Annotated in this window: 11 protein-coding genes; 9 read left to right on the plus strand and 2 right to left on the minus strand. The window is 68.3% G+C overall.

Features of this window, described 5'->3' with window-relative positions; translation table 11 throughout:
- The first annotated feature begins 48 nt into the window (after positions 1-48).
- The 7 genes from metG (at position 49) to ACGFIF_RS31685 (ending at position 7,245) form a co-directional block, all read left to right on the plus strand.
- Positions 49-1,803 carry a methionine--tRNA ligase gene (metG, locus tag ACGFIF_RS31655; protein WP_393159601.1) on the plus strand — a complete coding sequence of 585 codons (1,755 nt, stop codon included), beginning with the start codon at positions 49-51 and terminating at the stop codon, positions 1,801-1,803.
- Between the two features lie 66 nt (positions 1,804-1,869).
- Positions 1,870-2,295: an SRPBCC domain-containing protein gene (locus ACGFIF_RS31660; protein ID WP_393159604.1), complete on the plus strand. Its 426-nt coding sequence runs from the start codon at positions 1,870-1,872 to the stop codon at positions 2,293-2,295.
- A 17-nt stretch (positions 2,296-2,312) separates the two neighbouring features.
- Complete coding sequence (locus ACGFIF_RS31665; RefSeq protein ID WP_393159606.1) at positions 2,313-3,227, plus strand: TatD family hydrolase; 915 nt, start codon at positions 2,313-2,315, stop codon at positions 3,225-3,227.
- A gap of 10 nt (positions 3,228-3,237) precedes the next feature.
- Complete coding sequence (locus ACGFIF_RS31670; RefSeq protein ID WP_393159610.1) at positions 3,238-3,852, plus strand: nitroreductase family protein; 615 nt, start codon at positions 3,238-3,240, stop codon at positions 3,850-3,852.
- Between the two features lie 218 nt (positions 3,853-4,070).
- Positions 4,071-5,192 (plus strand): ubiquitin-like domain-containing protein, encoded by a 1,122-nt coding sequence (locus ACGFIF_RS31675; RefSeq protein ID WP_393159612.1) that lies wholly within the window; start codon positions 4,071-4,073, stop codon positions 5,190-5,192.
- A 53-nt stretch (positions 5,193-5,245) separates the two neighbouring features.
- Positions 5,246-6,127, plus strand: a complete 882-nt coding sequence (gene rsmA, locus ACGFIF_RS31680; RefSeq protein WP_393159614.1) for a 16S rRNA (adenine(1518)-N(6)/adenine(1519)-N(6))-dimethyltransferase RsmA — start codon at positions 5,246-5,248, stop codon at positions 6,125-6,127.
- A gap of 179 nt (positions 6,128-6,306) precedes the next feature.
- A complete protein-coding gene (locus ACGFIF_RS31685) occupies positions 6,307-7,245 on the plus strand; it encodes a 4-(cytidine 5'-diphospho)-2-C-methyl-D-erythritol kinase (RefSeq protein ID WP_393159617.1) in 939 nt (312 codons plus the stop codon).
- 9 nt (positions 7,246-7,254) lie between these two features.
- Here ACGFIF_RS31685 and ACGFIF_RS31690 read toward each other — a convergent pair whose 3' ends face one another.
- Positions 7,255-7,794, minus strand: coding sequence for a hypothetical protein (locus tag ACGFIF_RS31690; RefSeq protein ID WP_393159619.1), 540 nt, complete (start codon positions 7,792-7,794; stop codon positions 7,255-7,257).
- A gap of 260 nt (positions 7,795-8,054) precedes the next feature.
- On the opposite strand from ACGFIF_RS31690, the gene ACGFIF_RS31695 reads away from it, so the two are divergent.
- Positions 8,055-9,953 (plus strand): GTP-binding protein, encoded by a 1,899-nt coding sequence (locus tag ACGFIF_RS31695; protein ID WP_393159623.1) that lies wholly within the window; start codon positions 8,055-8,057, stop codon positions 9,951-9,953.
- A gap of 5 nt (positions 9,954-9,958) precedes the next feature.
- Here ACGFIF_RS31695 and ACGFIF_RS31700 read toward each other — a convergent pair whose 3' ends face one another.
- Entirely contained in the window at positions 9,959-10,801 is an 843-nt protein-coding gene (locus tag ACGFIF_RS31700; protein WP_393159626.1) for a fructosamine kinase family protein, read from the minus strand.
- A gap of 49 nt (positions 10,802-10,850) precedes the next feature.
- Between ACGFIF_RS31700 and ACGFIF_RS31705 the strand changes: the two genes are divergently transcribed.
- The gene (locus tag ACGFIF_RS31705) at positions 10,851-12,641 is read left to right on the plus strand and encodes an ABC-F family ATP-binding cassette domain-containing protein (RefSeq protein ID WP_393159629.1); all 1,791 of its coding nucleotides are present in this window, start codon (positions 10,851-10,853) and stop codon (positions 12,639-12,641) included.
- Positions 12,642-12,806 lie beyond the last annotated feature (165 nt).

Below are 12,806 nucleotides of genomic sequence, written 5' to 3' on the forward strand. Positions count from 1 at the left end.
TGCCGGAATGCGATCGCCGCCAGGCTGCGGGCGTTCTACAGTCGGCAGATGACCAGCATTCTGTCTGCCGTGGCCTGGCCGTATGCGAACGGGCCCAGGCATATCGGCCATGTGTCCGGCTTCGGTGTGCCCTCCGACGTGTTCAGCCGGTATCTGCGGATGGCTGGTCATGACGTGTTGATGGTGTCGGGGACGGACGAGCACGGTACGCCGATCCTGGTGGAGGCCGAGCGGGAAGGTGTGACGCCTCGTGAGTTGGCGGATCGCTACAACCGGGTGATCGTCGAGGACCTGCAGGGTCTCGGGTTGTCGTACGACCTGTTCACCCGGACCACCACGCGCAACCACTACGCCGTCGCGCAGGAGTTGTTCAGAACCGTTCACCGCAACGGCTATCTCGTCCCCCGGACCACGATGGGCGCGATCTCGCCGTCGACCGGACGCACCCTGCCGGACCGCTACATCGAGGGCACCTGCCCGATCTGTGCGTACCCTGCCGCACGCGGGGACCAATGTGACAACTGCGGCAACCAGTTGGACGCGATCGACCTCCGCGACCCGCGCAGCCGCATCAACGGCGAGACGCCCGTCTTCGTCGAGACCGAGCACTTCTTCCTCGATCTCCCGGCCCTCGCCGACGCGCTCGGCTCCTGGCTGCAGACCCGCACCGGCTGGCGCCCCAACGTGCTGAAGTTCGCCCTCAACCTGCTCGACGACGTCCGGCCGCGCGCGATGACCCGCGATATCGACTGGGGGATCCCAGTCCCGCTGCCGGGCTGGGAGGACAACCCGAACAAGCGCCTGTACGTGTGGTTCGACGCCGTCATCGGCTACCTGTCCGCCAGCATCGAGTGGGCCCGCCGCACCGGCGATCCGGACGCCTGGCGCAAGTGGTGGTGCGATCCGGACGCGCAGTCGTACTACTTCATGGGCAAGGACAACATCACCTTCCACGCCCAGATCTGGCCGGCCGAGCTCCTCGGCCACAACAGTTCTCCCGGCCGGTACGGCGCTCTGAACCTGCCGACCGAGGTGGTCAGCAGCGAGTTCCTCACCATGGAGGGCCGGAAGTTCTCGTCGTCCCGCTCGGTGGTGATCTACGTCCGCGACGTCCTCGAACGCTACGGGCCGGACGCGCTGCGGTACTTCATCTCCGTGGCCGGACCGGAGACGCAGGACACCGACTTCACCTGGGCCGAGTTCGTCCGCCGCAACAACGACGAACTGGTCAGCACCTGGGGCAACCTGGTGAACCGGACCGCGTCGATGATCGCGAAGAACTTCGGTGCGATCCCGGCGGCCGGCGAGCTCGTCCCGGCCGATCGTCAACTGCTTGCCGCCAGCAACAAGGCTTTCGGGGCCGTCGGCGACCATCTCCGGCACCAGCGACTGAAACTCGGGATCGGCGAGGCGATGCGGAACGCGGCCGAGGCGAACCAGTACCTCTCGAAGCAGGCGCCCTGGAACGAGCCGGACCCGGAACGCAAGGCAACGATCCTGTACGTCGCCGCCCAGGTGGTAGCCGACAGCAACCGTCTGCTCGCGCCGTTCCTGCCGCACTCGGCCCAACGCGTCCACGAGGCCCTCGGTGGCACCGGCACCTTCCTGCCCCGACCGGAGATCCACGAGGCCGACGACCTCGACGGCGGCCCGCCGTACCCGATCATCACCGGCGACTACTCCGCGCAACCCCGCTGGGCCCAGGAGCCCGTCGTCCCCGGGACTCCGGTGCGTCCGCCGACCCCGATCTTCACGAAGCTGGCGCCTGAGGTGGTCGACGAGGAGCTCGCGCGACTCGGGTGACGCGTTTGTACAAGACCGTAAGCGCCGGTGGTCGTACGGTCGGGGTAGAGAGAGGAGTTGAGGAACATGGCCGACTACCTGGCCACTGCGGAGACGGATATCAAGGCCTCACCGGCGCGGGTGTGGGAGGTGCTGACCGATCCCGACGAGATCAGGAAGTTCATGTTCGGCGCCGAGGTGAAGACGGACTGGCAGCAAGGCAGTCCGATCACCTGGAGCGGCGAGTACGAAGGCAAGGCGTACGAGGACAAGGGCGAGATCCTGGAGATCGACCCCGGCCGGACGCTGCGGGTGACGCACTACAGCCCGTTGAGCGGGCAGCCCGACGTACCGGAGAACTACCACACCCTCACCTACACGCTGGACGACCACGGCACCTCGACCCACCTGAAACTCACCCAGGACAACAACGGCAGCGAGGAAGAGGCGCAGCACTCCCAGGGCATGTGGGAGATGCTCGTGACGAAGGTCAAGGAATCAGCTGAGGAATAGTCAGTAATCTAGGCCGTATGTCTGCTGACGGTGTGGAGGTCCACCGGCCCACTCGCGAGCGGGCCGCCATCGGGGAGGACGGCCGCTCGCGGGACCGGACCCGGCCGGCGGTGCCCGATCCGCTGCCGATGAGTGTGGTCGACGCGCACTGCCATCTGGACATCGCCGACGGCGAGGACGGTGCCTGGCTGAGCCCGGCCGACGCGATCAAGCTGGCGTCGTCGGTCGGGGTCACCCGGATCGTCCAGGTCGGCTGCGACCTGCCGGGTGCGGTCTGGGCGGTCGAGGCCGCGGAGCAGTACAAGAGCGTTGTCGCCGGTGTCGCCCTGCATCCGAACGAGGCGCCGAAGCTGAAGGCCGTCGGCGAGCTGGACAGCGCGCTGGCCGAGATCGAGCAACTGGCGAAGAGCTCGGACAAGGTCCGGGTGATCGGCGAGACCGGGCTGGACTACTTCCGGACCGGTGAGGACGGCCGGGCCGCGCAGCACGAGTCGTTCGCCGCGCACATCGACATGGCCAAGCGGCTCGACAAGGCGCTGATGATCCACGACCGGGACGCGCACGACGACATCCTGAAGATCCTGGACCGCGAGGGTGTGCCGGACCGGCTGGTCATGCACTGCTTCTCCGGTGACACCGAGTTCGCCCGGGAGTGCGTGAACCGGGGTGCGTTCCTGAGCTTCGCCGGAGTGGTGACGTTCAAGAACGCCCAGTCGCTGCGGGACGCGCTGGCCGTGACCCCACTCGACCACCTGCTGGTGGAGACGGATGCGCCGTACCTGACGCCGTCACCGCATCGCGGTCAGCCGAACGCGTCGTACCTGATCCCGCACACGGTGCGGAAGATGGCCGGCGTGCTGAACATCTCGGTCGCGGAGCTCTGCGACGCTCTGAACACCAACGCGAACAGGGCCTTCGGCGGCGCCTGGTAGACAGTGCCTCATGGAGTTCAGTGAGGTGGTCCGGCGGCGCCGGATGGTCCGGAACTACGACCCCGATCGCCCGGTGCCCGCGGAGATCCGGGAACGCATCCTGCAGAACGGTCTGCACGCCCCCTCCGGCGGGTTCAGCCAGGGGTGGGCGTTCCTGACCCTGGAGGGCGACGACCGGGACCGGTACTGGGCAATCACGGCCGAGGACGTCGACGAGAAGTATGTGGAATGGATCACAGGCCTGCGCCGTGCGCCGCTGCTGATCCTGGCCTTCGCGCACAAGGACGCGTACCTCGATCGCTACACCGAGCCGGACAAGGGCTGGACCGACCGCGACGAGTCCCGCTGGACGGCGCCGTACTGGTACGTCGACACCGGGATGGCGGTGCTGCTGATGCTGCAGACGGTCGTCGACGAAGGCCTGGGAGCCTGCTTTTTCGGGCCTCCCGCGGACAAGGTGGGCAAGCTCTACCAGGAGTTCGGGGTGCCGGCCGGGTTCGATCTGATCGGCCTGATGTCGGTCGGCTACCGGGCCCCGGACAAGCGATCCCCGTCGCTCAAGCGAGGGCGCCGGAGTACGGCGGAAGTGGTGAATCGCGGGCAGTGGGGCCATCACCAGGCGTAACTGCCCCATTACACCTTTTTGCGACTCGCCGACGAGAGGATTGGCGCTTCCGGGACATTCTCGTTACTGTCTCGTGATGTTGGCCGGGATCGGGGAAGATCCCGGGCAGCACGCCCCTCGGCGTAGACCGTGGTTTCCGGGCCCTGTTATCCCGGCATTCGCGGCCCGCGCCTGTGCTGTCCGACCCCGTGCCCGGGTAGCCCTACCTGGGAGCGTTAGTGCGTAAGTCCATCATCGTGGCCGTCGGTGCGACGGCTGCGTTTGCCGTCGCGGGCGGCTCCGTGGCCTATGCCAGCAAGAGCAAGACCGTCAGCCTTTCCGTCGACGGCCAGGTGCAGCAGGTTCACACCTTCGGCTCCACCGTGGCGGACGCCCTCGAAGCCAAGAAAGTTCAGGTCGGCGAGCACGATGTCGTTGCCCCGTCGCTGGACTCGAAGCTGAAGGACGGCCAGGAGATCGCGGTCGAGTACGGTCGCCAGCTGACCGTCAACGCCGACGGCACCAAGAAGGCTTTCTGGACCACTGCCGACAGCGTCAACGAGGCGCTCGCCGACCTGGGTCTGCGCTACGACACCGCAGCCGTCTTCTCCACCAGCCGGAGCGCGCCGATCGGGCGCGAGGGGCTGGAGCTCGTGGTCAAGACCCCGAAGACCGTGCAGATTCTGCGGCAGGGCAAGGTCGCGACCATCAAGTCGATGGCCGGGACCGTCGGTGAGGCCCTGACCGGCGCGAAGATCGTCTGGGACAAGGACGACCGGATCAGCCCGGCGCCGGCCACCGCGCTCAAGCCCGGCGTCAACAAGATCGGGTACGTCAAGGTCGACCTGAAGACGGTCACCAAGACCGAGGCGATCGCGTTCGGCACCGACGAGACCAAGTCGGCCACTGTGCTCGAAGGGACGAAGAAGACCACCGCCGCCGGTAAGGCCGGCGAGAAGTCGATCACGTACCTGTACACCTACCTGGACGGCAAGCTGTCGACCACGAAGGTGGTCACGAGCAAGATCGTCACCGCGCCGGTCGACGCGAAGGTCACCGTCGGCACCAAGCCGAAGCCCGAGGAACCGACCACCGACACCGAGCCGCCGGCGACCGGTAACACGAGCGCCTGGGACCGGATCGCGGAGTGCGAGTCGGGCGGCAACTGGGCGACCAACACCGGCAACGGGTACTACGGCGGCCTGCAGTTCAGCCACCAGACCTGGGTGGCGTACGGCGGCGACGCCTACGCGGAGAACGCCCACCTGGCCAGCAAGGCGCAGCAGATCGCGATCGCCGAGAAGGTTCGGGCGGCTCGCGGTGGCTACGGCGACTGGCCGGTCTGCGGCCAGCGGGCCTGACCGGGGCGGTGGGGTGGGCATAGCTACTGCACCGCGCCTGACACACTGACGGGGTGACCTCGTCTGATTCACCCACATCAGCCGGACCGAGGCTTCTCGGTCCGGCTGATGTGCGTTCACTGGCCGCTTCGCTCGGCGTCCGCCCGACCAAGCAGCGCGGGCAGAACTTCGTCATCGACCCGAACACGGTCCGCCGGATCGTCCGGGCGGCCGGCCTGTCCCCGGACGGCGAGACGGTGCTGGAGGTCGGCCCCGGACTGGGTTCGCTGACGCTGGCGTTGCTGGCCGCGGGGCATCGGGTCACCGCGGTCGAGATCGACCCGTTGCTGGCGTCCGCGCTGCCGTCGACGATCGCGTCGTACGCGCCGGATCAGGCCGATCGGCTGACCGTGGTCGAGGCGGACGCGATGGCCGTCGGACCGGCCGAGATCGGGACGCCGTCCGCGTGTGTGGCCAACCTGCCGTACAACGTCGCCGTACCGGTGCTGCTGCATCTGCTCGAGGTGTCCGACTCGCTGCGGCACGGGCTGGTGATGGTGCAGTCCGAGGTCGCCGACCGGCTCGCGGCCGGGCCGGGGTCGCGCACGTACGGCGTACCGTCGGCGAAGGCGGCCTGGTACGCCGAGGTCCGCCGGGCCGGGCCGATCGGGCGGAACGTGTTCTGGCCCGCTCCCAACGTCGACTCGGGCCTGGTCGCGTTCGAGCGGCGGGAGCCACCGGCCACCGCGGCGACGCGCGAGGAGGTGTTCGCGGTGATCGAGGCGGCCTTCTCGCAGCGGCGCAAGACCGTCCGGTCCGCACTGGCCCGCTGGATGCCGGACCGCGACCGCCTGGACGAGGTCTTCAGCCGCACCGGGATCGACGCTCGGCTGCGCGGCGAGATGCTCGGCATCACCGAGTTCGCAGCGCTCGCCGGTGCAGCTAGGACTGTGTAAGGCACCTAGGGCATGTCCGTCCCTTCCATGCGTGCTGCGCGGCACTCGGCGGGCACCTCGCGGCACTGGGGCAAAGGTCACGATGGATAGAAGCATCGCAACCTTCGCCCCAGCGCCCCAAGGCACTCCGCCGAGCACCTGCTCGCTACTGCATGGAAGGGACGGACATGCCCTAGCCTGTGCGAGTGCCACCTTCTGCTGAGGTCACGGTGCGGTCGCCGGCCAAGATCAATCTCGGTCTGTCCGTCGGTCCGCCGCGCCCGGACGGTTTTCACCCCGTCGCCACGGTCTACCAGGCCGTCGCCCTGTACGACGATGTCACCGCGGTGGTCCGGGACGACGATGCGTCGATCTCGGTCGAGGTGGTCGGCGACTTCGCGGCCGACGTACCGACGGACGAGACCAATCTCGCGGTGCGGGCGGCGCGGCTGCTGCAGGCCGAGTACGACGTCGAGGAGGGGGTGGCGCTGACCGTCCGGAAGACGATTCCGGTCGCGGGTGGGATGGCGGGTGGTTCGACTGACGCGGCAGCGACTCTGGTGGCGTGCAACCGGCTGTGGGGTTTGCAGTTGTCACAGACCGAGTTGCAGCATCTCGCGGGGGAGTTGGGCAGCGACGTGCCGTTCTGCCTGGTTGGGCACACGGCGCTCGGCCGGGGGCGTGGTGAGCAGGTCACCGAGGTGATGTCGCGCGGCACCTTCCACTGGGTGTTCGCGATCGCCGACGGCGGCCTGTCCACGCCGGCCGTGTACGGCGAGCTCGACCGGCTGCGTCCGATCCGCCGCGTCGAGCCGCCGGCGGTCCGACCAGAGCTCCTCTCGGCCTTGCTGACCGGCCAGCCCGGCGCCCTCGCGGTTGCTCTCAGCAACGATCTCCAGGCCGCCGCCCTGTCGCTGCGGCCCGAGCTCGGCGACACCCTCCAGTTCGGCCTCGACCAGGGCGCCCTCGCCGCCCAGATCTCCGGTTCCGGCCCCACCTGCCTCTTCCTGGCCGCCGACAGCCGCAGCGCCGTCGACCTGGCCGTGGAACTCGCCGAATCCGGCCTCTGCCGCATGGTCCGCCAAGCCGAAGGCCCGGTCCCCGGCGCCCGAATCCTCCCCGCCACCGTCAACCGGTGATCGCGCGAGCTACCGGCCGGTGAGGATCGGTAGCAGGGTCTCGGCGGCGGGGGCGTTGGCCGCGAGGGCGGTGAGGACTGAGCGGACGGCGAGCGGTGGGTCGAAGGCGTGCGGGTGTAGCGCGGCTGCGGCTCGTCTCAGGTCCTCCTCGGTCAAGGCGGCGGGCGGGGTGGATCGGCCGGCGCCGTCGAGTAGCGGGCGGACGTAGGCCTCGAACTGCCGGTACGCCGACAGCGTGAAGTCGGTCGGGTAGCGGTCGGGGCGGTTCCAGGCGAGGTACAGGCGGACGATGTCGACATCCTCGTCGTGGAGGAACTCGTTCGCCGGGATCGCCTGGTCCAGGCCGGTCGGGAAGTCGTTCACCTGCGCGCCGCCGATCGCCTCCGGCGGCACCCCGCAGGCGAGATACACCGCCGGCCAGAACAACGTGCAGTGGAACCCGTGGTCGATCCCGTTGAAGTGCCACAACACGCCGACCTCGGACCACGCCTGCGCCGTCTCCTCCAGTCCGATGGCTCCCGGCCGGATCGACTGCGCGACGCCGTACACGGTGGCCAGGCCGAGCTCGGGGCTGGCGAGGCCAAGCGGTCGTTTGACTGGCCGGTGCGGAAGAAGCAGCAGTGCGCGGTCGTCGGCCGCTGAACGGGTTCGCGGAAAATCAGTCGCGGCCAATTCCCGGCCGGGTTACCATCCAAGCGTTTGCCTCGGAACAGAGATTGAATGGGAGACCGGGATGCGCCGCGCTGTGATCTACCTCAGCAGGACTGATCACTTCGACGCATTCGCGAGGACCCTTGAACTCTCTGACGATGGGCATTGTGGCGCATGTCGACGCCGGTAAGACCAGCCTGACCGAGCGGCTGCTGCACGCCGCCGGTGTGATCGACCGGGTCGGCCGGGTCGACGACGGGAACACCCAGACCGACTCGATGGACCTCGAGCGCCGGCGCGGGATCACCATCCGCTCGGCGGTGGTGTCGTTCGAGCTGGGCGACCTGACCGTCAACCTGATCGACACCCCCGGACACTCGGACTTCATCGCCGAGGTCGAACGCGCGCTGTCCGTCCTGGACGGCGCGGTGCTGGTGATCTCCGCGGTCGAGGGGGTCCAGGTCCAGACCCGCCTGCTGATGCGCACGCTGCAGCGCCTGCGCATCCCGACGCTGCTGTTCGTGAACAAGATCGACCGCCTCGGCGCCCGGTACGACGACCTGCTGGCCGATATCGGGCGCTTGCTGACCCCGGCCTGTGTGCCGATGGGGTCGGTGCCGGATCTCGGCACCCGGGCGGCCCGGTTCGAGCCGTTCGACCTGCGGAACAAGGCGCTGAGCGAGCTGCTTGCCGAGCGCAACGATCAGTTCCTGGCGCGCTATCTGGACGACTCGCTCGACGTGGACGAGATCGAGGCCGAGCTCCGGCGCCAGGTCGGCGCGGCGCAGGTGCATCCGGTCTTCTTCGGGTCCGCGATGACCGGTGTCGGCGTGCCGGAGGTGATCTCCGGCATCCAGTCGTGGTTGCCGCGCGCAACGGGATCTGCCGCGGAGTCCTTGCAGGCAAGGGTTTTCAAGGTCGAGCGGGCCGCGGCCGGTCAGAAGGTCGCGTCGGCGCGGGTGTTCTCCGGGTCGCTGTCGCCGCGTTCGTACGTCGATGTGTACCCGGCGGCAGGTCCGTCGTACCGGGCTCGTCCGAGTGCTGTCGAGCTGTTCGAGCGCGGAGCCCGCCGTACCGTCGACCGGGTCGAGGCCGGCCAGATCGTCGCGCTGCGGGGCTTGAAGGACATCCAGATCGGCGACCAGCTCGGCGACCGCGTCGACGGTGTCGATCGGCTGTTCGCGCCGCCGACACTCGAGACGGCCGTCGACGCGCGCGACCGGGTGAAGCTCTACCAGGCGCTGACGCAACTCGCCGAGCAGGATCCGCTGATCCGCGTCCGCAAGGCCGACGACCTCACGGTCTGCCTGTACGGCGAGGTGCAGAAGGAAGTCATCGCATCGCTGCTGGAGACTGAGTACGGCCTGGAGGTCGACTTCAGTGAGACTAGGCCGATCCACATCGAACGGCTGAACGGGGTCGGCACGGCGCACCGGGAGATGGGTGACCCGGACAACCCTTGGACCGCTACCGTCGGCTTCCGCGTTGCGCCCGGTGACGTCGGCGTCGACTACCGCATCGAGTCCGAGCTCGGAGCCCTCCCGCGAGCCTTCCACACCGCGATCGAGGAAACCGTGGGGCTGACCCTGCAGCAGGGACTCCACGGCTGGGAGATCCCAGACATCGAGGTAGCAGTCACCCACACCGGCTACGACTCAGCCGGCACTGTCGCCGCCGACTTCCGCCGCCTCGTCCCGCCGGTTCTCCTGCAGGCCATCGCCGACGCCGGCACCACCGTCCACGAACCAGTCAGCCACTTCGAGCTCGACGTCCCACCCGACTCCCTGTCGAGAGTCCTGTCCCTGCTGGCCGAATCCCGGGCCCTGGTGGAAGAAGCCACCCTCCACGAAGACATCGCGACCCTGCACGGCACCATCCCGGCCGCCACCACCCACCCCTTCGAAACCCACCTCCCCGGCCAGACCCACGGCGAAGGCATCCTCACCACCACCGACACCACCTACACCCCGGCCCCCGCCCCAACCCCCACCCGCTCCCGAACCGACGGCAACCCCCTCAACCACAAGCAATACCTCCTCCACCTCAACCAGGCGTGAAGGCTTCAGTACGGCGCGACGGTTTCGTGGATCTTGGTCAGTGCGTTTTCGGTGGGGCCGAAATGGGCCAGGACGCAGAGGTGTTCGCGGAGGTGGAGGAGGGGGAGGCGGGCCTGCCAGCCCGGCGTCAGGGGGTGCGCTTCCTCGTAGGCGGTGAAGAAGTCGGCGGGGATGTTGCCGCAGCCGTCGAGCATGGAGAGTTCGGCTTCGGCCCAGCCGTAGTAGACGGCTGGGTCGATCAGGGCGGGGCCTGGGAGGAGGTTGCCGTGCCAGAGGTCGCCGTGGAGGAGAGCCGGAGGTTGCGGAGGGATCAGGTCGGGGAGGCGGGCAGCGAGCCGTTCCAGGCGGTGGCGGTCGTCTGCGGGGAGGGCGTTGTAGCAGTTGGGGACTTCGAGGTAGCGGAGGAGGCGGTGTTCGGCGAAGAACGTGTGGCCGTCGGCTGTCCACGGGTTTCGCTGGGGGAGTAGGCCCAGATAGTTGTCCTGGTGGTAGCCGAACTTGTCCGCGGTCTGCTGGTGCTGGATGGCGAGGCGGTGGCCGGCGTCGCGCCAGAAGTCTGGAGTCTGATCGGCCAGGGCGCCGGAGCCCAGATCGGCCAACACCAGGAAGTCCGGCGCCACCCGAAGTACCGCAGGTACGACGAACGCGCCAGGCACCCGCAACGCGTTGAGCCCGTCAGCCTCCACTGCGTACATCCCGGGCGGAGGATCGTCATGCGTCTTCACGATCACCGACCGGCCCAGCGTCGTACCCACGCGGTAGGTCTTGTTGGCGACACCGCCTTCCAACGGCGAAGTGGATTCGACCTCACCCAACTCGAGGCCGTCGAGCCATGAAGGAGTCAGCACGTGGACGATCCTGGCACGCTCACAGCCGTCGGATACCCTGGTCCGCGATATGGCTGGTTCTCCCGCACCTAATCTGGTCAATCTGGAAGCCGTTTCCAAAGGCTTCGGGACCCGTACCCTGCTCGACTCGGTGAGCCTCGGCATCGGCCGGGGTGAGCGCGTCGGCGTGGTCGGGCGCAACGGCGACGGCAAGTCGACGTTGCTGCGACTCCTCGCCCGCCGGGAGGAACCGGACAACGGCCGGATCACCCACAATCGCGACGTCCGGATCGGGTACCTCGGCCAGACCGACGACCTCGACCCCGACCAGACCGTGCTGCACGCGGTGCTAGGCGACGTCGAGACGTACACCTGGGCGGCGGATCCGCGTGCGCGTTCGGTGATGGAGCACCTGCTCGGCGGAGTCGACCACCAAGCGCAGGTCGGCACCCTGAGCGGTGGCGAACGGCGGCGGGCCTCACTCGCCAGGCTCCTGCTCACCGAGGTGGACCTGCTCATCCTCGACGAGCCGACGAACCACCTCGACATCGAGGCGGTCAGCTGGCTGGCCGAGCATGTGGTCGACCGGGCCAGCGCCCTCCTCGTCGTCACCCACGACCGGTGGTTCCTCGACGCGGTGTGTACCGACACGTGGGAGGTGCAGGGCGGCAGCGTCACGTCGTACGACGGTGGGTACGCCGCCTACGTACTGGCCAAGGCAGAACGCGCCCGCTCGTCGCAGGTCACCGAGGCCAAGCGGCAGAACCTGTTGAAGAAGGAGCTCGCCTGGTTGCGTCGCGGCGCACCGGCCCGCACCAGCAAGCCGAAGTTCCGCATCGATGCCGCCAACGCCCTGATCGAGAACGAGCCGCCGCCCCGCGACAAGCTCGCGCTGTCGCAGCTGGCGACCGCGCGACTCGGCAAGGACGTGTTCGACGCCGAGGACGTGAGCCTGAGCTTCGGCGACCGGGTGATGCTCAACCACGTCACGTTCCGTCTCGGCCCGGCCGACCGGATCGGCCTGCTCGGTCCGAACGGTGCCGGCAAGACGACGTTCCTCAGAGTCCTCACCGGCCAGCTGCCGCCGGACCGCGGCATCGTCAAGCAGGGCAAGACCGTCCGCGTCGCCAACCTGTCGCAGACCCTCGAGGAGATCGACGGTACGGCGACGGTGCTGCAGCACATCACCGACATCCGTCGTACGGCGGCACTCGCCGGCCGGGGTGGCGAGCTGACGTCGTCGCAGTTGCTGGAGCGGTTCGGGTTCAGCGGCGACAAGCTGACGACGCGGATCTCCGACCTGTCCGGTGGTGAGCGCCGGCGGCTGCAGTTGCTGCGCATCCTGCTCGACGAGCCGAACGTGCTGATCCTCGACGAGCCGACCAACGACCTCGACGTCGAGACGCTGACGGTGCTGGAGGACTTCCTCGACAGCTGGCCGGGTGTCGTCGTCACCGTCACCCACGACCGGTACTTCCTCGAGCGGGTCAGCGACATGGTCTACGCGATCATGGGCGACGGTCAGGTCCGCCACCTGCCGCGCGGCGTCGACCAGTACATCGACGAGCTCACCGGCGAGCCGCCGCGCCGTCCGACAACCGCCGTACCGGCTGAGGCGGTCGAGCCCGAGGAGCCGGCGGTTGACGCGGCAGCGGCCCGGGCGGCGAAGAAGGAACTGAACCGGATCGAACGCCAGCTCGCCAAGCTCACCGAGACCGAGGCCAAGCTGCACGATCAGCTGGCCTCGAACGCGAGCAACTACGAACGGCTGGCCGAGCTCGACACCGAGCTGCGCAAGCTGGCCGAGGAACGGTCCGAACTGGAAACCGCCTGGTTCGACGCGGCCGAACGCGCCGAATGATCTCCAGCGGTGGAAATCCGCACTGAGTTAATCCCCAGGTTGTGAACAACCGCACGATCCCGACCGGTGAGTAATATTTTATCCGCGCCTGTGGAAAACGTGTGGAAACAGAACTGAGTCGCGGCGCCCCCTCCGATCCCCTGTGATTCGGAGGGCGCGCCGCGA

The sequence above is a fragment of the Kribbella sp. NPDC049174 genome, assembly GCF_043197365.1.
Lineage (GTDB): Bacteria > Actinomycetota > Actinomycetes > Propionibacteriales > Kribbellaceae > Kribbella.